At 36.7% G+C, this 20199-nt stretch carries 17 protein-coding genes; 16 read left to right on the top strand and 1 reads right to left on the bottom strand.

The genetic code is table 11. The annotated features are described in order from the left end of the window. Nucleotides 1-389: 389 nt before the first annotated feature. The 16 genes from ACOVO2_RS03190 (at nt 390) to ACOVO2_RS03265 (ending at nt 19494) form a co-directional block, all read left to right on the top strand. Entirely contained in the window at nt 390-1292 is a 903-nt protein-coding gene (locus ACOVO2_RS03190; protein ID WP_421768584.1) for a PstS family phosphate ABC transporter substrate-binding protein, read from the top strand. Between the two features lie 214 nt (nt 1293-1506). Continuing rightward, the gene (locus ACOVO2_RS03195; protein WP_421768585.1) at nt 1507-3249 is read left to right on the top strand and encodes a tetratricopeptide repeat protein; all 1743 of its coding nucleotides are present in this window, start codon (nt 1507-1509) and stop codon (nt 3247-3249) included. A 185-nt stretch (nt 3250-3434) separates the two neighbouring features. After that, a complete protein-coding gene (locus tag ACOVO2_RS03200) occupies nt 3435-4007 on the top strand; it encodes an adenylate kinase (protein ID WP_421768586.1) in 573 nt (190 codons plus the stop codon). Between the two features lie 101 nt (nt 4008-4108). Continuing rightward, nucleotides 4109-5098, top strand: coding sequence for a GTPase ObgE (gene obgE, locus ACOVO2_RS03205; protein ID WP_421768603.1), 990 nt, complete (start codon nt 4109-4111; stop codon nt 5096-5098). Between the two features lie 98 nt (nt 5099-5196). Then, nucleotides 5197-7908, top strand: a complete 2712-nt coding sequence (locus ACOVO2_RS03210) for a sialate O-acetylesterase (RefSeq protein ID WP_421768587.1) — start codon at nt 5197-5199, stop codon at nt 7906-7908. A gap of 150 nt (nt 7909-8058) precedes the next feature. Then, nucleotides 8059-10971 carry a sialate O-acetylesterase gene (locus ACOVO2_RS03215; RefSeq protein ID WP_421768588.1) on the top strand — a complete coding sequence of 971 codons (2913 nt, stop codon included), beginning with the start codon at nt 8059-8061 and terminating at the stop codon, nt 10969-10971. Nucleotides 10972-11116: 145 nt separating this feature from the next. Beyond that, on the top strand, nt 11117-11491 hold the full coding sequence (locus ACOVO2_RS03220) for an NADH-quinone oxidoreductase subunit A (protein WP_421768589.1): 375 nt from the start codon (nt 11117-11119) through the stop codon (nt 11489-11491). Nucleotides 11492-11583: 92 nt separating this feature from the next. Further along, complete coding sequence (locus tag ACOVO2_RS03225; protein ID WP_188766400.1) at nt 11584-12129, top strand: NADH-quinone oxidoreductase subunit B; 546 nt, start codon at nt 11584-11586, stop codon at nt 12127-12129. Between the two features lie 45 nt (nt 12130-12174). Then, on the top strand, nt 12175-12672 hold the full coding sequence (locus ACOVO2_RS03230) for an NADH-quinone oxidoreductase subunit C (RefSeq protein WP_421768590.1): 498 nt from the start codon (nt 12175-12177) through the stop codon (nt 12670-12672). 76 nt (nt 12673-12748) lie between these two features. Further along, nucleotides 12749-13984: an NADH-quinone oxidoreductase subunit D gene (locus ACOVO2_RS03235; protein WP_421768591.1), complete on the top strand. Its 1236-nt coding sequence runs from the start codon at nt 12749-12751 to the stop codon at nt 13982-13984. A gap of 14 nt (nt 13985-13998) precedes the next feature. Beyond that, nucleotides 13999-14493 (top strand): complex I 24 kDa subunit family protein, encoded by a 495-nt coding sequence (nuoE, locus tag ACOVO2_RS03240; protein WP_188766397.1) that lies wholly within the window; start codon nt 13999-14001, stop codon nt 14491-14493. Between the two features lie 9 nt (nt 14494-14502). After that, nucleotides 14503-15840 (top strand): NADH-quinone oxidoreductase subunit NuoF, encoded by a 1338-nt coding sequence (gene nuoF, locus ACOVO2_RS03245; protein WP_188766396.1) that lies wholly within the window; start codon nt 14503-14505, stop codon nt 15838-15840. Between the two features lie 61 nt (nt 15841-15901). Further along, complete coding sequence (locus ACOVO2_RS03250) at nt 15902-16993, top strand: 2Fe-2S iron-sulfur cluster-binding protein (RefSeq protein WP_421768592.1); 1092 nt, start codon at nt 15902-15904, stop codon at nt 16991-16993. Nucleotides 16994-17098: 105 nt separating this feature from the next. Next, nucleotides 17099-18274, top strand: a complete 1176-nt coding sequence (gene nuoH / locus ACOVO2_RS03255; RefSeq protein WP_188766394.1) for an NADH-quinone oxidoreductase subunit NuoH — start codon at nt 17099-17101, stop codon at nt 18272-18274. Nucleotides 18275-18380: 106 nt separating this feature from the next. After that, nucleotides 18381-18926, top strand: a complete 546-nt coding sequence (locus ACOVO2_RS03260) for a NuoI/complex I 23 kDa subunit family protein (RefSeq protein WP_188766393.1) — start codon at nt 18381-18383, stop codon at nt 18924-18926. Nucleotides 18927-18957: 31 nt separating this feature from the next. Then, nucleotides 18958-19494, top strand: coding sequence for an NADH-quinone oxidoreductase subunit J (locus tag ACOVO2_RS03265; RefSeq protein WP_421768593.1), 537 nt, complete (start codon nt 18958-18960; stop codon nt 19492-19494). Nucleotides 19495-19571: 77 nt separating this feature from the next. Here the strand turns inward: ACOVO2_RS03265 and ACOVO2_RS03270 are convergent, their stop codons facing one another. Then, on the bottom strand, nt 19572-19928 hold the full coding sequence (locus ACOVO2_RS03270; RefSeq protein WP_421768594.1) for a hypothetical protein: 357 nt from the start codon (nt 19926-19928) through the stop codon (nt 19572-19574). Nucleotides 19929-20199: the final 271 nt, after the last annotated feature.

A 20199-nucleotide genomic window follows, 5' to 3' on the forward strand; every position in this document is an offset into this window, starting at 1 on the left:
TGTAATGGGGGTATATGTTTTTATGAAGCGTACGCTTCTTCCAGTATCCGATGGTGTCGCTATGATAATGAGTATTTTAATCATTATTTATGGGATATTTAGAGGTTGGGGAGCCTACAATGCTTATAAAAATAATTTGTAATACATGACTGGCTTAATAATAAAGGCCACTTCCAATCATCGGAAGTGGCTTTTTAATTTTTACGGCCATAAATTATCTTATAATTAGAGCAGTTTTTTTGAAGCAAAATTTTATTTTTTAATTTTTGTATTGTTTAAGAAAATAATCTGAATATATTTGTAATTATATATTTAGTAAACAGTCTAAATATGTTCAGGCAATTAATTGTAGTGTTTGAGCGTTTAAGTATTAACCACCGAAGTTTATAATGAAAAGAATACTTATTGTGATGTGTACAGCACTTGCATTGTGGCAGTGTAATTCACAAGAAAAACAAGATTTACCCAATGAAGGTGAGATTACTATTGCTGCGGATGAATCATTGCAGCCTATTGTTGAGGCAGAAGTAATGGCCTATAATGCTCATTATCCAAAAGCGAAACTCAATGTAGTGTATGTACCAGAACAAAGAGCTATGTCGTTGATGATGAATGATTCCGTGAATGTAGCGATAGTGACACGTGAAGCCACTCCAGGCGAAAAAGCAGTTTATACAAGTAATAACATCCCTTATCTACCTGCCAAAATGGCTCTTGACGGTGTTGCAATTATCAGTAATACTGAAAGTTCGATTAAAAATCTTTCAGTTACAGAATTGAAAGAAATGTTTGAGGGGCAGAAAAAAACAGACATAAAGTTAGTTTTTGATAATAGTAGTTCAAGTAACTTGAATTACATGATTCAGAAATTGGGCTTAAAAGACCTAAAGAAAGCCAATATTTTTGCGGCAGATGGTAATAAAGATGTAATTGAGTATATCAAGAAAAATAAAAATGCTATTGGTGTAATTGGTGGGAACTGGATAAGCGATATTGATGATTCAAAAAGCCAAAGTTTTATAAATAGTATTCATGTGGTTGGGATTTCGGATGCAAAAACACCAGATAAATATTACACCCCAACAACTGCCAGTTTGAGAGCCAGAAAATATCCGTTTGAAAGAAGAGTAATTCTTCATACCAAAAAGGGATATGGTCTGACAAGTGCATTTATTAGGTTCTGTTGTGCATACATTGGGCAGTTAGTTGTAGAAAAATCTGGTTTATTACCATATTATATATACGAGAGAGAAATAATATTAGAAAAAAAGCCAGTCGGAAAACTGCCATGATAGGCAAAATATGTAAGTTATGTAATAAAGCTAATTAACGAAACATTAACATTTTTTTAGATAACTTTCCAAACAAAAAACTGTCTAAACATTAAATAGCAAAAGAATAAAAAAGAGAAGAATAAAAATATTTTTTATCTAAACGACATTTTATTTAACTTTGCTTACTTTTAATTAAAACCAAGAATCTGTAAACCTAACTTTTAGAGTGAAAATGAACAAGATTTTGAAATCTTTGGCAGTAGCAGCAGTAGCTGTACTGACGTTGTCGTTCCACACAATGGCACAAACTGTGCAGGACGGACTGAGAAATTTGGATGCTGAGCGATACAATGCTGCTGAAACCATTTTCAAGCAATTGGCATCAACTGCTCCATCAGCAGAAAACTATTATTATCTGGGTTATTACTATCTAAATTTACCAGATGAAGAGGGAAAATTGAATCCAGCTGATTTAGAGAAAGCAAAAGAGGCATTTACAAAAGGTGCTGCCTTAGATGCAAAAAGACCAGATCCATTAAATCGCGTTGGATTAGCTACCGTCAAATTGTTGTCGGGTGATAGAGCTGGAGCTAAAACAGATTTTGATTTAATTAAAAAGGATACAAAAAACAAAAATGCTGATGTATTGTATCGAATCGGGGAGGCTTATGCATTGTCTTCAAAGGTGAATGACCCTGCCGAAGCTGTTACTAATATTCAGGCGGGTTTGGATTTGCAAAAAGTTAAAAACAATCCTGACTACTATATCGCAATGGCAAAGGCCTATTTAATCAAAAATGATGGTGGTGCTGCCATGACCGCATTGGAAAATGCTGCTAACATGGGCCAAAAATTAGCGAAAATCAAGACTTTGATGGGCCGTGTATGGTATCAAGGTAAACAATATCAAAAAGCACAAGGATTCTTCAACGAAGCAATTGCGGCTGACCCTGAGTATGCACCTGCATATTATTACTTAAGTAATTTGTTTACAACATTTGGTAACTTCCCGCAAGCTGCAAAAAATGCAAAACTATCTCTTGAGAAAAGTGAAGCAACAGTTGCCGAAAAGTTACGTTACATCAAATTAGCATTCGCAAGTAAAGATTATGAAGGAGCGTTAGCTGTTTTAAACCAAATTTTTGATACTGAAAAAGACCCAATTAAGTATCGTTTGAAAGGTTATATTCAAACCGAAAAAGGCGAATGTGCTGATGGTGTGAAAAATATCACGGAGTTTTTGAACAAAGCTGAGAAAGAGCGTCATTTAGCTTCTGACTGGGGTATGTTAGGTCGTGCGTATGGTTGTATCAAGGATGATGCAAACAAAAAGTTGAATGACTCATTGTCTATCATTAACATGGATATCGCTATCGAAAAGGGTGATTCTACTTTTGATTACAATGGAGCCATTATTAATACCTACAAAGTAGCTAAAAACTGGCCTAAAGTTGCGGAACGCCTTGAGAAATATATTTCTACCTCTAAAAAGGGTGGTAATGCAACTGACTATTATAACTTAGCTGATGCTTACATGCGTTCAAGAAACTTTGTTAAAGCAGATACAGTTTATTCAAAAGCGATTGAATTGTACAAAGACACATGGATGTTCCCATATATTCAAAAAGCTCGTGCAAAACAATATGCTTTAGGAAATACTGTTGATAGTACGTTCTCAGCAGCACCGTTATATGAAAAATATATAACAGTTTCGACAGATGCAATGAAAGCAGATACAAAAAATGCTAAATACTTCTCAGAAGCTTATGGTTATTTAGGATACAAAGCATTATTAGTTGAGAAAAATCCAGCCAAAGCAACTGAATACATGAATTTTGCTTTGAAGTATGACCCAACTAATACAAAGGCTCAGCAAGTATTGCAAAGTATCAATGGTGGAACTACACCTCCAGCGGGTGGTACTACGCCACCAAACAATAATTCACCTAATGGTGGAGCTCAGCCTAAAAACTAAGTAAGACAATATATTTCAAAGAAGCCTAACTACATTTTAGTTAGGCTTCTTTGTTTCAAAATGATAATTTATTTTTATTAAAAGATACAACTTCTAAAAATTGCTTTTATTTTTGCCGTTAATACTCTTTTAACTAAGAATTTTAATAGAACTAAACCTCCTAATTGTTTAAGAACCAATCAAATATGTTTAATTTAGTAATATTCGGTCCTCCAGGTGCAGGAAAAGGTACACAATCGGCAAAGATTATAGATAAATACAAATTGGCCCATATTTCTACTGGCGATATGTTCAGAATGCACATCAGTCAAAATACAGCACTGGGCCAAAAAGTAAAACAAATCTTGGCAGATGGATTATTAGTGCCTGATTCTATCACGATTGATATGTTGGAAGAGGAAGTGCAAAATAACCCAGATGCAACTGGATTTATCTTTGATGGTTTTCCACGTACAGTTGCCCAGGCCGAATCACTTGATAGATTTTTGGAAGGAAAAGACCAAAAGATAGATTTAGTACTGCAATTAGATGTAACTGAGGCTGAAATCAAAAATCGCATTGCTGAAAGAAAAAAAGTAAGTGGAAGAGCGGACGATGACGAAGATAAATTAATCAAACGCATTGATGAGTATTTTACTAAAACGATTCATGTTTTGCCGTTTTACCAAGAACAAGGTAAAGTGGTTAAAATCAATGGAATAGGTGAGGTAGAAAGTATATTTGGCACGATTTGTGTCGCAATTGACGAAGCAAAATAATCAAAATTACTCTTGTTTGGGAGTATTTATTCTAGGACATTTTAAAGTAAAATATCATTTAAAATGTCCTTATATTGTACATTGAGATATTGATTTTAACTATGACGAGTAACTTTATTGATTACGTAAAAATAAACTGTGTTTCAGGAAACGGTGGTGCTGGTTCAAGGCATTTTAGACGTGAAAAACACGTACCAAATGGTGGACCAGACGGTGGTGATGGTGGCAGGGGTGGACACATAATTTTACGTGGAAATGCTCAGTATTGGACTCTTCTACACTTAAAATATCAAAAACATATTAAGGCTCAACATGGAGTCGCTGGTGAAGGTGGACGTAGGTCTGGACGTCAAGGAGAGGACCATATTATTGAAGTTCCTTTAGGAACTATTGCAAAAGACGCCGAAACTGGCGAAATAATGGGTGAGGTTACCGAAGACGGACAACAAATTATATTGCTACCTGGTGGAAGAGGTGGTTTAGGCAACTGGAACTTCCGAAATTCGACCAATCAAGCTCCAGAATATCATCAGTCTGGTGATCCAGGCCAAGAGCTGTGGATTATTCTAGAATTAAAAGTATTGGCAGATGTGGGCCTGGTGGGCTTCCCAAATGCTGGTAAGTCTACATTACTTTCATCAGTTTCTGCAGCAAAACCTGAAATTGCTGACTACCCATTTACGACTTTAACTCCTAATCTTGGTGTTGTTGCATATCGTAATTTCAAATCGTTCGTTATGGCCGATATTCCTGGAATTATTGAAGGTGCTTCTGAAGGTAAAGGCCTCGGACTCCGCTTCCTAAGACACATCGAAAGAAACTCCATTTTGTTGTTTGTAGTTTCGGCTGATGCTGAAAACCCTATAAAAGAATACAAAACCCTTCTCAAAGAATTAAAACTTTACAATCCTGAGTTATTAGACAAAAAAAGATTGCTAAGTATTTCAAAAATTGATTTGATTGATGAAAAGCAAATGAAAAAAATTAAATCTAAGATTCCAGAAGATTTACCATGTGTTTTTTTCTCAGCTGTTACAAATCAAGGTATTGATGAATTAAAAGACTTAATTTGGGAAAATTTAGAACGCTAAAAACGTTTTTTTCGTAAATATTAGAAGTTTTTTAGTTTTTGGTATGCTCAGACTGCTTTGATCAAAAATCAGGGTAAATTTTTATTAATTTTAATGCCATGAAAATAACTTTATTAAGTTTATTTCTCTTGGTGCATACAACTATTTTTGCCCAAATAGCTATTTCTTTTCCTGTAAATAGAGCCGTTTTTCAGAGAAACCAATCTAATACAGGAGTGATTCCTATTGCTGGTACTTTTCAGACAAAAGTAGAAAGAATAGATGCACGCCTAATTTCAATCAGAGGAGGTACTTCCGTTGATTGGACGGCAATTGCTATAAATCCTAATTTTGGCACTTTTACTGGAAATATTTTTGCACAAGCTGGGTGGTATAAACTCGAAATAAGAGCTTCATTTGGAGCAAATATTGTTGGAACTTCGGCTGTTGAAAGAGTTGGGATAGGTGAAGTCTTAATAATCTCTGGGCAGTCAAATGCTCAAGGTTATGATAACCGGGGAAATCCCCCAGCCACTGATGATCGAGTAAATTGTATAACTAATTTCTTCTCCTACGGACAGATAACTGAGCCACCATTTCCAATAATTTCACAAATTACCGAGAATGTCAAGATCGCCCCATTTGGAAATGGCTCTTGGTGTTGGGGGAAGCTTGGAGATTTATTAGCGACTAAACTGAATGTTCCAATTTTATTTATCAATTCAGGTTTTGAAGCTATGGGAATTGAAGCATGGCGAAAAAGTGCCGATGGAGAGCGGGGACAGGACTTTTATTCTGGAAATTTTGCATTACCTGGTTATCCTTATGAAAACTTAAAAAAATCACTCCATTATTATGCAAATATGTTTGGTGTTCGCAGCATTTTGTGGCATCAAGGTGAAACAGACAACGATAAGCGTACAAGTACCGTTAAATACAGAGAGAATTTAGAATATATCATTTCAAGGAGCAGGAGAGATACAGGTAAAAACATAAACTGGATGGTATGTAGGGTGAGTAGGGTTAAGTCTGGAACATATCAACCAGTGATTGATGCTCAAAATCAAATTATTCAAAATGTACCTAATACTTTTGAAGGACCCGACACTGACCTCATTGGTGGACGCACCGATGGTGTCCATTTTTTTGGGAATGGATTGGTTGAATTGGCTCAAGCATGGAGCAATAAATTAGATCTTAACTTTTTTGCTAAGGCAAGCCCAGTTCCTCCATCAAGTGTACTTTATTTTGATATGCGTTGTAATACCGAAAATACGCAAAAGCCATTATCTATTTTTATGCCAAATGGCTTTAAAGAATATTATTGGACGAACGGTTTTAGTGATATTTCAACTGGTATCTTATTAGAAACAACAACTGGGTATTATCGCGGGAGAGCCATTGATTATTTAGGGAATGTATATTATACACCTTTGGCAAACTACAGCTCATTATCAGTAAATAACCGTCCATCCATACAGGCGGAAGGAGCAACAAGTTTTTGTGAAGGAGGAAGCGTAAAACTAACATCAAATGTTGAACAAGATATTTTTTGGAGTACCGGTCAAAGTTCAAAATCAATTACGGTAAATAAAGGAGGCTTTTATACAGTTAGTCAGGTTAATTATTTGGGGTGTTTTGTTAAATCAGATGGTATTTCTGTAGGTATTTTGCCAAAACCTGAAGTGAAAATAATTGCTGAGGGCGAGACAACGTTTTGTACTGATAAATCTGTTAAACTAACCGCAAATACTACCAACAATCTAGTTTGGAATAATGGTGAAAAAAGTGTCACAATAAGCGTAAGTAAACCTGGAGAATATTTTGCAAGTGCAAAGAATGAGTTTGGCTGTGAAGGCATTTCTCAAAGTATACGTGTTTCGGTAAATCCATCACCACCAAAACCCATTATTACTTCTGATGGCCCAACACAATTTTGTGCCGATAAATCTGTTAGATTATCGTCTAATATTCTGAGTGATATAGTATGGAATACAGGAGATAGAAGCTCAAGTATTGTTATAAACCGATCTGGCGAGTATACTGTTACAGCAAAAAATACTTTTGGTTGTCAGGCTACATCTAGTGCAATATCAGTAAAAGTTAATCCACTACCCTCAAAGCCATCAATCACGGCAAGCGGGCCGACAACCTTTTGTGATGGTGATAACGTAAAACTTTCCGCACCACAAAGTCAAGGGTATCAATGGAATAATGCCAAGACAACCAGAGAACAAACCATAACTTCCTCTGGATTTTTTACGGTTAAGACCATCGATCAAAATGGTTGTTTTTCGCCAGCTTCTGATGAAATTGAAGTGATAGTAAAGCCTTCACCAATCGGAATTACTATTTTACAATCGGGTACTTTTACGCTAGAAGCAATTGCTAATAGTCTGTTTGAGGTTAAGTTTGAGTGGTTCAAAGATAATGATTTGTTGCCTATTACCACACGTGCAATAAAAGCAAAAAATGATGGGTCTTACGCAGTAAAAGGTTCTGTTTTGTATCAATTGAATGGAGGTCGAACGTTACGATGTTTTTCGCCACTTTCAGAAGCATATAGATTCAAAGTAGACCCATCCATGCAAGGAATGAGTGTATTCCCTAATCCGGCACCTAAATCAATCGTAAATATTGAAACACAAGAAGATTTGCAAAATGCAACAATTGACATTTACAGCCTGAACGGAATAAAGCTAAAAACGTATAATGTGCCAAGTTTTGAAACTCGCCAGACCATAGATTTATCGGATTTGCATAAAGGAGCAATTTTAATTCAGGTAAAATCTTCAGAATTTAATGTAATTAAACGAGTTTATATTGAATAAAATATAGTTTTTCGCCGTTAAATAAACTTTTTACTTAATAAACTGTTGTTCTTTGTTGATTATACTTAATGTCTGTAGTAAATTTGTAATGGGCAATAAACCTTAATCCATATAAGAATGAATTACATAAGGAATTGGTTAATTTTGTTGATGAGTATTGTGCTTTTAGACTCTTATTCACAGATACAAATTACCTTCCCCGTCTCACGTATTGTTTTTCAAAGAAATAATCAAAACCAAGCCAATGTAAACATTGCTGGAAGTTATTTCCAACAACTTGATAGAGTGGAAGTGCGAGCCGTTCCGGTTTGGGGCGGGCAAGGCTCAGAAACGGGTTGGAGCCCTGTTCAAGAATTTAGAAACAATGGTCTCTTTAGTGGTACAATTGAACTAAGTGGTGGCTGGTATAATATTCAGGTTAGAGGTATTTTTAACGGGAATGTCGTAACTAGTGCAACGCTTGAACGAGTAGGAGTAGGTGAAGTATTTATTGTTGCAGGACAGTCAAATGCCCAAGGAGACCAAGCCTATTCAGGTGCAACAATCGGTGCTACAGATGATAGAGTTTCTACAATAAATTATTATGATCCTGCACTCAACGAAGACAACTTGCCTTTTCAATTTTCTCAAATGGGAAATAACACGAGAATGGCACCATATAATTATGTACCTTGGTTCTGGGCAAAATTAGGTGATAAACTTGCTCAACGCTTAAACGTTCCTGTTTTGTTTTATGGAGCTGCTCTTGGTGGATTAGGCAGTGAAGTCTGGCGTCGTTCAGCCGAAGGGCAGGATTTACGAACGGAACTGCCGCTTTTTGTAAGGGTTGAAGGAATGCCATACAGAGGAATGAAGGCAGCATTACAACAATATGTTACACGTACTGGAGTCAGGGCTGTATTGTGGCAACAAGGAGAAAGCGATGCAACCACAAATGCAGAAAATTACTATTATAATCTAAGCGTTGTTATAGAAAAAAGCAGATCTGATTCTAGAAAAGGAGATTTGGCTTGGGTTGTGGCTCGCTCTTCTCGTAATCCCACAACCTATCCTGCGGTAATTGGTGGTCAGAATCTTACGATACAAAGAGTTCCCAATGTTTTCCCCGGTCCTTTTACTGATGAAATTTTTGGTTCAAACTTTAGAGCAGACGGTATTCATTTTCATAATGATGGCTTGTGGAGTGCAGCTGAATATTGGAACAATTCACTCGATGGTAACTTCTTCGGAAATTCTCAGCCTTTAATGGCTAGAAACTTGCCCACAGTTAATATTGCCTGTAATCCAAGTAGTACATCAAATAAATTTACTGTTAGTACCGGAGGGTTTCCAAGATATAGATGGAGTAATGGCGGAACCTCAAATTTTATCAATGCAAATAGTGGTACTTTTTCATTCAAAGCATTTGACGAAGTTGGGAACACAGTTTTTTCACAACCAATCACACTTTCACCAAATAATAATGTTTCCCAACCAATAATTTCAGCTGGTGGGAATACCACATTTTGCGATGGTGAAACTGTTCAGCTAACTTCTAACATTAATGGAGGAAATGTTTGGAGCAATGGTGAAAGAGGAAATTCAATTACTGTAAGAGGTTCAGGAAATTATTCTGTCGTGAATTTTTCTATCAATGGCTGTCCATCCCCTGCGTCTTCAAGCATAAATGTGAATGTTTTGCCGACCCCATTTAATGTTATATCAACTAGCAAATCAATGCCGATATGTCCAGATGAAACAGTTGAATTGTTTACAACAAATAATGACGCTGCATCATATATTTGGAACACTAACGAAACCTCTAATAAAATAATTGTTTCGAATGCAGGCTCATATAATTTAAGGATAAAGGGGCAAAACGGATGCGAATCTCAGTCTTTTATTGATGTTAGTTTACGATCAAGGCCAAGTACATCAATTGCTGCAGACGGTGAAACTACATTTTGTTTAGGAAAAAGCGTAAATATTTTTCCAGAAAATGATTTTACATCTTATCAATGGAGTACAGGGGCTACTTCAAAATCAATCAATGTTCGAACCGATGGTAATTATTCTTTGCGAGTAAAGGATGGTTTCGGTTGTAGTTCTGAGCTAATATACAAACGAGTGACCGTCAACGCTTTGCCTGTAGTAAAAATAAAAGTTGATGGAGCAGATAAATTTTGTGTGGGAAATGCTGTTTCATTGTCGCCTCAGTTGCAGTCTGCAGAAGAATATAAGTGGAGTACTGGAGAAACGTCAAGAGAAATATCAGTGGTGAAAGATGGATTATATACATTGTCAGTCAAAGATGCCAACGGCTGTGAATCCACCCGTGATTCTGTTAGACTTTCTTACATTCCATCACCAATTGCTTCAATTTCTAGTGTTGATGGCATCAATACAATTTGTGATGGTTTAAGTTTGTCATTGGTTGGTAATGAAGCCTCGGCATATATATGGAGCACCGGAGCAATTTCTAAGGGAATTATGGTTGACAAAGCGGGTACTTATTCATTGGTCATAAAAGATGATAAAAACTGTGTCTCAAAACCAACTACTTTCAATGTAATTGTCAAGGACACACCTCTAGCACCTACAATTGCTATTGACGGAGCCTTTCAGTTAACCGCCATTCCTAACAATGCTACATCGAGTCAATTTTTTAACTGGAAAAGAGATAATGACCCCCTTTCAAGTATCTCTTCGATCCTAAAAGCAAATGTAAGTGGTAATTATTCCGTTAGAACAGCCGTTAGGTATCAATTGGAAAATAAAAGGGAGTTAATTTGTTATTCAACTTACTCAAATCCTGTAAATTTATTTATTCCATATCTCGATAAAGGACTTCGGGTTTATCCAAATCCAAATCCAGTTGGATTATTTACAATTGAAACAATTGGAGAAAATCCAAACGCCCAACTTACTGTCTTTACACTTACTGGACAACAGGTTTATTCGGGGCTTTACAGTGATTTTAAAGAAAAACGAGCCCTCGATTTACGAGAATTAGAAAAAGGAACTTATATCATTCGACTTGTAAGTGGTACTTATGAAGTATCTTCTCGAATAATCATTCAATAAAAAATGGGGCGGAAATATTTTCGCCTCTTTTTTATTTTGTTTCTAAGTATAACAATAGTAATTTTGAGACACAAAAGACGAAGAGTAGTAAAAAGCTGTTAAAATCAAAATTTGTAACCCTTTGACTACTGTTAATTATTGATTTATGAAAGAATTTTTGCCTTCAGATTTCCTCCCAATTTTGGTTCAGCTTGGAGCTGCCATCGGGTTTATTGTGGTAACAATGCTTGTTACTCACTCAATTGGTCCAAAACGTAAAAGTGAATTAAAAGATGCCCCATTTGAATGTGGTATTGACTCAGAGGGCGATGCAAGAACACCCATCTCAATTAAATATTTCCTTACGGCCATATTATTTGTACTTTTTGATGTCGAGGTTATTTTTATGTACCCTTGGGCAGTAAATTTCAAAAAACTTGGATGGTTTGGCTTTGCCGAAATGGTTGTGTTTCTTACACTTCTAATGGCTGGTTTTTATTACATTATTCGTAAAGGAGTATTGAGCTGGGAAAGAGACTAATAATTTGTTTTTACCGAAACAAATTTCATTAACACATAGTTGAAATAATAGAAATTGTAGTTCTACAATTATACTATTGATAATCAGAAAACATGAGTAATCAAATAAAAACAATAGAAGCTCCCGAAGGATTTGAAGGTTCTGGCTTTTTTGCAACTTCATTTGAAAAAGTAATCGGAATTGCACGTAGTAAATCATTGTGGCCACTGCCATTCGCAACTTCTTGCTGTGGTATTGAGTTTATGGCAACCATGGGTGCTCACTACGATATTTCACGTTTTGGTTCTGAGCGTCCGAGTTTTTCTCCTCGCCAAGCCGATTTGTTGATGGTAATGGGAACAATCGCCAAGAAAATGGCTCCAGTCGTTAAGCAAGTTTATCTTCAAATGGCAGAGCCTCGTTGGGTAATTGCAGTTGGAGCTTGTGCTTCGAGTGGAGGTGTTTTTGACACCTATTCAGTATTACAAGGTATTGACCGTGTAATTCCTGTCGATGTGTATGTGCCAGGTTGCCCACCACGCCCTGAACAAATTTTGGATGGATTGATGCAGATCCAAGAATTGGCCGTTAATGAGTCACTTCGCAGAAGAAATACTTCCGAATATCAAGCTTTATTAGAATCTTACAATATTCAATAAAGTTAAAGATTTCTTATTGAAGAAAGTTTAAATTTTAGATTTAGAATGACTAATCAACAAATAGCTGAAGATGTAGTTGCCAAATTTGGAGAAAATACCCACTCGTTTGAAGAGCCTTGGGGTTTACTCACTTTTACTACCAATCGTCAGAATATTATCTCGCTTCTTGAGTATTTAAAAAAACACGAAACTTTTCGTTTTAACTTCTTGACCGATTTGACAGGTATTCATTTACCAGATAATCAAGGAGCTGAGTTCGGAGTGATTTATCACTTGCATAGCCTCGAAAACAATGTGCGAATCCGTATTAAAGTTTTCTTGTCGCAAGATGATTTACATATTCCTACCGCAACTATCCTTTGGCCAACAGCCAATTGGATGGAAAGAGAAACTTATGATTTCTACGGAATTATTTTCGATGGTCACCCGAAACTAATCAGAATCTTGAACATCGAAGAAATGGACTACTTCCCAATGCGTAAAGAATATCCGCTCGAAGATGCCACTCGTGAAGATAAGATTGATGCCTTATTTGGAAGATAATACACCCCCAGTTAATGGGTAATATACAATAATAAATACTTTTCATTATTAGTCTCCTTTAGGGGATAGGGGTTTTATGGAAGACTTACTAATACCAAAAAATACATCCGATGCTTTGTCTTTAAACAGGCCAATAGTTGAGGATACCGAATTTACGACATTAAACCTTGGGCCAACTCACCCAGCTACTCACGGTATTTTTCAAAATATCTTGAAGATGGATGGTGAGAAAATCGTTTCGGGCGAACAAACAATTGGTTATATTCACCGTGCGTTTGAGAAGATTGCCGAACGTCGCCCTTTCTACCAAATTACGACACTTACTGACCGTATGAACTACTGTTCGTCGCCCATCAATAACATGGGATGGCACATGACAGTAGAAAAACTTTTGGGTGTAACCGTGCCGAAAAGAGCTCAGTATATTCGTGTGATTATGATGGAGTTGGCTCGTATTGCCGACCACATTATTTGTAATTCAATCTTAGGTGTTGATACAGGAGCGTATTCTGGTTTCTTATATGTTTTTCAAGAGCGTGAAAAAATATATGAAATATACGAAGAAATGTGCGGTGCTCGTCTGACAACCAATATGGGTAGAATTGGTGGTATGGAGCGGGACTTATCTCCAACTGCAATTGCCAAAATCAAAGATTTGATTTATAATAGTCTTCCAAAAGTATTGGCTGAGTTTGAAAAACTTTTCAATCGTAACCGAATTTTTGTTGATAGAATTGTAAACGTCGGCCCAATTACGGCCGAAAGAGCATTAGAATATGGTTTTACTGGCCCTAACCTACGTGCAGCAGGTGTTGACTATGATGTTCGTGTGATGGAGCCATATTCATCTTATGAAGATTTTGAGTTTGATATTCCAGTAGGACATAATGGAGATACTTACGACCGTTTCATGGTTCGTAACCAAGAAATGTGGGAAAGCATCAAGATTATCCGTCAGGCTCTCGAAAATTTACCTGAAGGCCCATATTACGCTAACGAGAATCACTACTATTTACCTCCAAAGCATGATGTTTACAAAAACATGGAAGCTTTGATTTACCATTTCAAAATAGTAATGGGTGAAATTGATGCTCCAGCTGGCGAAATCTATCACGCAGTAGAAGGTGGCAATGGCGAACTTGGATTTTATTTAGTGAGTGATGGTGGACGAGCTCCGTATCGTTTACACTTCCGCCGTCCGAGCTTTATTTATTATCAAGCATACCCAGAGATGTGCAAAGGAGTTTCGATTTCTGATGCCATCGTAATTATGAGTAGCTTAAACGTAATTGCTGGAGAGTTAGATGCTTAATAAAAGATTATACAATGACTGAGAATAACAATATAGTTTTTACGCCTGAGAGACTGGCGAAAGTACAAGAAATAATAGCACGTTATCCTGAAGGGAGACAAAAATCCGCTTTATTACCAGTCTTACACTTGGCACAAGAGCAGTTTGCTTGGATGAGCCAAGGTGTAATGGATTATGTAGCGAGTTTATTGTCTATTAAGCCTGTTGAAGTTTATGAGGTGGCATCATTTTATACGATGTTTCATTTAGAGCCAGTAGGTAAACACGTAATTGAGTATTGTCGTACTGGCCCTTGTGTATTGATGGGTGGGGAAGAGGTTTTTAGCCATCTTCAACAAAAATTGGGTATTAAGAAAGGTGAAACAACTGCCGATGGACTTTTTACTTTGAAAGAAGTAGAATGTTTGGCTGCTTGTGGTTGGGGACCATGTTTCCAAATTCGTGAAAAGTATTATATGCACTTGAATAACCAGAAAGTTGACGAAATTATTGAAGAACTTTCTAAGTAATAAAGATATATGTCACTAAAAATATTAACCGAACATTGTAGTACACCTGGAATTGAAACTTTAGAGGTTTATCGTAAGAAAGGCGGTTATACGGCCGTTGAGAAAGCCCTAAAGAAAATGACACCTGATGAGGTTGTAGAGGAAGTTAAAAAATCGGGTGTTCGTGGACGTGGAGGTGCTGGTTTCCCGATGGGAATGAAGTGGTCATTTTTGGCAAAGCCAGAGGGTGTGCCACGCTATTTGGTTTGTAATGCAGATGAATCAGAACCGGGTACATTCAAAGACCATTATTTAATGAAAACTATTCCTCACTTATTAGTTGAGGGAATGATTATATCAAGCTACGCTCTTGGTGCAAACAAATCATTTATCTACGTGAGAGGTGAGTTGATGTACGTCATTCGTATTCTTGAAAAAGCAATTGAGGAGGCAAAAGCTGCTGGTTTCTTAGGAAAAAATATACTTGGAAGTGGCTACGATTTAGAATTGGTGGTTCAACCAGGTGGTGGTGCTTACATTTGTGGAGAAGAAACTGCTCTTTTAGAATCACTCGAAGGAAAACGTGGAAATCCAAGAAACAAGCCACCTTTTCCAGCTGTCAAAGGTCTTTACCAAAGTCCGACAGTAGTTAATAATGTTGAGTCTATCGCCACTGTTTCTTGGATAGTAAATAATGGCGGTGAAGCTTATGCCGCAGTAGGTGTAGGTAAAAGTACAGGTACAAAATTAATTTCAGCGTCGGGTCATATCAATAAACCGGGTGTATATGAAATCGAACTTGGACTTTCTTGTGACGAATTCTTGAATTCTGACGAATATTGTGGCGGTGTTCGCACTGGTCATCGTCTGAAAGCAGTCGTTGCTGGTGGTTCATCAGTGCCGATTGTCCCAGGATCTTTATTCTTGAAAAACGCCAATGGTGAAGATAGATTAATGTCCTACGAATCATTATCTGATGGTGGATTTGCAACTGGAACAATGTTAGGTTCTGGAGGTTTTATCGTTTTTGATGAAACAGCTTGTATTGTTCGCAATACTTGGAACTTCTCAAGATTTTATGAACACGAATCTTGCGGTCAATGTTCTCCATGCCGCGAAGGAACTGGCTGGATGCAGAAAGTTTTGAATCGTATCGAACACGGAAAAGGTTCGATGAGTGATATTGATTTATTGGTTGATGTATCGAAAAAAATAGAAGGAAATACCATTTGTCCATTGGGTGATGCAGCCGCTTGGCCAGTTGCCAGTGCGATTCGCCATTTCCGTGATGAATTTGAGTGGCATATCAAACATCCACTTGAAGCAACAAAACCGGGTGCAGTTTACGCAGGTGCAGTTTTGGTTTAAGCCATTCATCTGTAAATTATTATTTAAGTAAGAAAAAAGAAGTTTATTATCAGAAAAACTGATGGAAGATATAAAACCAACAATGTTTAAGGTCACTGTCGATGGAGTGGAAGTAGAAGTTGCTCCGGGAACAACCATCATGCAGGCAGCTCGCCAAATCGGGCCAGAAGTAGCACCTCCAGCCATGTGTTATTACGAACCACTCAAGGGTTCGGGTGGAAAATGTCGTGCTTGTTTGGTGAAAGTTGCAGCTGGTTCGGCCAAAGACCCACGTCCGATGCCTAAATTGGTTGCTTCGTGTATTACACCTGTGCAAGATGGTATGGTAGTTGAAAACTTCACCAACCCACAAGTAGTGGAGGCTCGTAAAGGAGTAGTTGAGTTTTTGTTGCTCAATCACCCACTCGACTGCCCGGTTTGTGACCAAGCAGGTGAATGTCATTTACAAGATTTTGCTTTTGAAAATGGTGTAAGCACAACTCGTTACGAAGAAGAGCGTCGTACATTCGAGAAAGAAGACATTGGCCCATATATCCAACTACACATGACACGTTGTGTGTTATGTTATCGTTGTGTTTATACAGCTGACCAAATCACTGACGGACGTGTTCACGGTGTAATGGGAAGAGGCGACCACGCTGAGATTTCAACATATATTGGTCGTGCGATAGATAATGATTTCTCAGGAAACGTGATTGATGTATGTCCAGTAGGTGCTTTGACAGATAAAACTTATCGTTTCAAAAACCGTGTTTGGTTCTCAAAACCAGTTGATGCACACTGTGATTGCGATAAGTGTAGTGGAAAAGTTCAATTATGGTATCGTGGCGATGAAGTAATTCGTGTAACTGCTCGCAAAAACGAGTGGGGCGAAGTTAAAGAATTCATTTGCAACACTTGCCGCTTTGAAAAAAAGAAAACAAGCGATTGGGTAATTGAAGGACCTACAAAAGTAAGTCGTGCTTCAGTTATTTCAGCCAATAAATATGGTGCTAACTTGATTAAGAAACCTGATTTTGCATTAAAATTGGCTGAATCTCAATACAAAAAGATTGATGATTCTCGTCCGTATGTAAATGATATGGCTGAAATTAAGCAATCAGAAGATTATAAAGTTTTAATGCAAAAAAATGAAAGCTTTTTTAAGAAGTAATTTTTGAGTTTTCATTAATAATATTTTGAATTTATTTGGAGTTGCGATTGAAACGTAATTCATAAATCATAATCCATCGGGCAAGCCCGTCGTAAATTTTTAATTATGAGTTCTTTTGTACAATGGCTGACTGAAAGTATGTTTCTTTGGAAAGCTCTCATTATCATCGTAATTTTTGCAATCACGCTCGGCATTGCAGCTTACTCAACTTGGGCTGAGCGTAAGGTTGCTGCTTATATTCAAGACCGTCGTGGTCCAAACCGTGCTGGTTGGGGTGGTTTGTTACAGCCTTTAGCCGATGCAGGCAAAATGTTTTTCAAAGAAGATTTTATTCCAGCACAAGCCGATAAATGGTTATTTATTTTAGGTCCATGTTTATCAATGTTTACGGCTTTGATGTCAAGTGCTGTTGTGCCATTTGGTAATTCATTTATTATTGGTGGGAAAGAAGTTTTTGTTCAAGCTATTGAAATCAATATTGGTATTTTATACGTTTTCGGTGTAGTTTCACTCGGTGTATATGGTGTAATGATTGGTGGATGGGCTTCTAACAACAAATTCTCTTTGTTAGGTGCTATTCGTGCCGCATCACAAAATATCAGTTACGAATTAGCAATGGGTATGTCAATCATTGCCATTTTGATGATGTCGGGTACATTGTCAGTTCGTGAGATTGTATTGCAACAACATGGCGGAAATTGGAATATCTTCTATCAACCACTCGGATTTTTGATTTTCACAGTTTGTGCATTTGCTGAGTGTAATCGTACTCCATTCGATTTACCAGAGTGTGAAACTGAGTTAGTTGGTGGTTACCACACAGAATATAGTTCAATGAAATTAGGTTTTTATCTATTTGCAGAGTACATCAATATGTTTGCTTCTTCGGCAGTGACAGCTTGCTTATTCTTTGGTGGATATAACTACCCAGGTATGGATTTCGTAGAGACACAGTTAATCTCAGCTTTGGGTGCAAATGTTGGCCATAATGTTGCTACTTTGATAGGTATTGGCTCAATGTTTACAAAAATCTTATTTGGTATTTTCTTCTTTATGTGGGTTCGTTGGACAGTTCCACGTTTCCGTTATGACCAATTAATGAATCTTGGTTGGAAGGGACTTATCCCGTTGGCAGTAGCAAACCTTGTTATTACAGCTGGTGCGATTCTTTCAGGTTATAAATTAGTTGGAATCTGGGCAGGCTTAGGTTTAATGATTGTACTAATTTCTGTAGGTTGGTCATTACGTCCGAAAAAGAAAAATGCTATAATGGGAGCTTAATTGGTTTCCTTTTTACAATCACTTATTAATGTGAGCGATTGGCTATAAATAAAAATATTATTTTGAAGGCTTTAGTTATTCCTCTAAGGCTAAATTGATAAAAATTATGCAATTAACTAATAGAGCAAAAAAGACTGATAAATCCGAATTAAGTTTATTCGAGAGAAGTTATTTGCCTTCTCTTGCTACGGGTTTAGGAATTACGATTAAACACTTTTTCCAAAAGAAACCAACAATCGAATATCCTGAACAAAAACGTTATTTGGGACCAGTTTTTCGTGGACATCATATTTTGAAAAGAGATGAAGAAGGACGTGAGCGTTGTACGGCCTGTGGACTTTGTGCAGTTGCTTGTCCTGCCGAAGCTATTTCAATGGTTGCACAAGAGCGTGTAAAAGGAGAAGAGCACCTCTATCGTGAAGAAAAATATGCAGCCGTATATGAGATTAATATGCTTCGTTGCATTTTCTGTGGACTCTGTGAGGAAGCTTGTCCGAAACAAGCTGTTTACTTACGTCACGATAAATTTGTACCTGTATTCACAGACCGTTCGGATGTAATTTATGGCAAAGACCAATTGGTAGAAGATATGAATCAACGCTACCAGAGAGATGCTTGGACCAAAGAAGATGCCATGAAGCTTTGGAAATAATTTTTATTAAGCCTTAGATTTTAACCAGAATATGCAAAATATACTTAGTTTACCGCCAATTTGGTACACTTTCGCAATCTTATCAGTACTTACTCTTTTTGGGGCGTTAGGTACCATTATGTCGAAAAATCCAGTTCATAGTGTCATTTATTTAATTGTAACATTTTTTTCGATTTCGGCTCATTACATTCTATTAAATGCTCAGTTTTTAGCAGCAGTAAATATCATAGTTTATGCTGGGGCAATCATGGTTTTGTTTTTATTCGTGATTATGTTCTTGAATTTAAAACAAGAAACCGACGAAATGAAGAATAATAAGCTTATTACAACAGCAATTGTAACTGCACTTTTATTGGGTGGAGTTTTAATTATTTTTCTTAGAAGAGCAGAAAAACAAAAAATTGATGTAAATAGTTTTAGCTCACAAACTGGTATGGTTGAAGTATTAGGGCAATCGCTTTATGGTGAATATTTACTCCCTTTTGAGTTGGTTTCTATCTTATTTTTAGTGGCAATGGCTGGTGCTGTAATGCTTGCAAAACGTGAAACCGGAGAAAGACATTTCTAATTAGTTGCTAGGTAAACATAAAAAGCGTCTCAAATATTCGATTTGAGACGCTTTTTTGTTTCAAAATTTTCTTGAACCTAATTTTGGGATTTTATTTTTATTGAGTTCTTTTTCCTGTATTTTTCTACAAAGTCGTTAAAAGTACTATCACTTTTTAAATAATATCGGTAAAACCAGATGATAGTTGCACTCGGAATAATATCTGTGAATGGAATAAGTTCTTCTAAGAAACCCGCAATGGCACCTAAAGTAGTACGATGAACTGCGTAAATTAAGATTGAAATAATTGGGGCAATTATTACATCTGCAGTTTCACCTAAAGCTGGCACTAGATAAGTTGCCATACCCAACGCATCTATGGCTAAACTTGCCATTAAATCTTTACGCTTTTTTTCGCTGAAACTCTGTGAAATTGTATCACTATTATTAATCATTTTTTTGCAGAATGAAGGGTGTTATTTCATTCACTGTATTAAACGCTTAATGTTTCGAAAAGTATCAGATTTTTTTGACTTTTTTATGAATGGAAGAAACGAAGGATGATTAGGACGGTTTTTTATTTATCGAGTTTAATAAATGATATTTGATCGATGCATTTAACAAAATCTGTGCCAAAAAAAGAGAATGATAAAAATAGATATGTAACTGACTGATTTATCGTAAATTTTTTCAGAATTATATAAAAATCCATTTAACCATGTTTTG

This window comes from Emticicia sp., assembly GCF_049241225.1.
Taxonomy (GTDB): domain Bacteria; phylum Bacteroidota; class Bacteroidia; order Cytophagales; family Spirosomataceae; genus Emticicia.

Excerpts from the sequence above, each read along its gene's own strand:
- ACOVO2_RS03190 (WP_421768584.1), top strand. The coding sequence starts at position 390 with ATGAAAAGAATACTTATTGTGATGTGTACAGCACTTGCATTGTGGCAG.
- ACOVO2_RS03195 (WP_421768585.1), top strand. The coding sequence starts at position 1,507 with ATGAACAAGATTTTGAAATCTTTGGCAGTAGCAGCAGTAGCTGTACTG.
- ACOVO2_RS03200 (WP_421768586.1), top strand. The coding sequence starts at position 3,435 with ATGTTTAATTTAGTAATATTCGGTCCTCCAGGTGCAGGAAAAGGTACA.
- obgE (WP_421768603.1), top strand. The coding sequence starts at position 4,109 with ATGACGAGTAACTTTATTGATTACGTAAAAATAAACTGTGTTTCAGGA.
- ACOVO2_RS03210 (WP_421768587.1), top strand. The coding sequence starts at position 5,197 with ATGAAAATAACTTTATTAAGTTTATTTCTCTTGGTGCATACAACTATT.
- ACOVO2_RS03215 (WP_421768588.1), top strand. The coding sequence starts at position 8,059 with ATGAGTATTGTGCTTTTAGACTCTTATTCACAGATACAAATTACCTTC.
- ACOVO2_RS03220 (WP_421768589.1), top strand. The coding sequence starts at position 11,117 with ATGAAAGAATTTTTGCCTTCAGATTTCCTCCCAATTTTGGTTCAGCTT.
- ACOVO2_RS03225 (WP_188766400.1), top strand. The coding sequence starts at position 11,584 with ATGAGTAATCAAATAAAAACAATAGAAGCTCCCGAAGGATTTGAAGGT.
- ACOVO2_RS03230 (WP_421768590.1), top strand. The coding sequence starts at position 12,175 with ATGACTAATCAACAAATAGCTGAAGATGTAGTTGCCAAATTTGGAGAA.
- ACOVO2_RS03235 (WP_421768591.1), top strand. The coding sequence starts at position 12,749 with ATGGAAGACTTACTAATACCAAAAAATACATCCGATGCTTTGTCTTTA.
- nuoE (WP_188766397.1), top strand. The coding sequence starts at position 13,999 with ATGACTGAGAATAACAATATAGTTTTTACGCCTGAGAGACTGGCGAAA.
- nuoF (WP_188766396.1), top strand. The coding sequence starts at position 14,503 with ATGTCACTAAAAATATTAACCGAACATTGTAGTACACCTGGAATTGAA.
- ACOVO2_RS03250 (WP_421768592.1), top strand. The coding sequence starts at position 15,902 with ATGGAAGATATAAAACCAACAATGTTTAAGGTCACTGTCGATGGAGTG.
- nuoH (WP_188766394.1), top strand. The coding sequence starts at position 17,099 with ATGAGTTCTTTTGTACAATGGCTGACTGAAAGTATGTTTCTTTGGAAA.
- ACOVO2_RS03260 (WP_188766393.1), top strand. The coding sequence starts at position 18,381 with ATGCAATTAACTAATAGAGCAAAAAAGACTGATAAATCCGAATTAAGT.
- ACOVO2_RS03265 (WP_421768593.1), top strand. The coding sequence starts at position 18,958 with ATGCAAAATATACTTAGTTTACCGCCAATTTGGTACACTTTCGCAATC.
- ACOVO2_RS03270 (WP_421768594.1), bottom strand. The coding sequence starts at position 19,928 with ATGATTAATAATAGTGATACAATTTCACAGAGTTTCAGCGAAAAAAAG.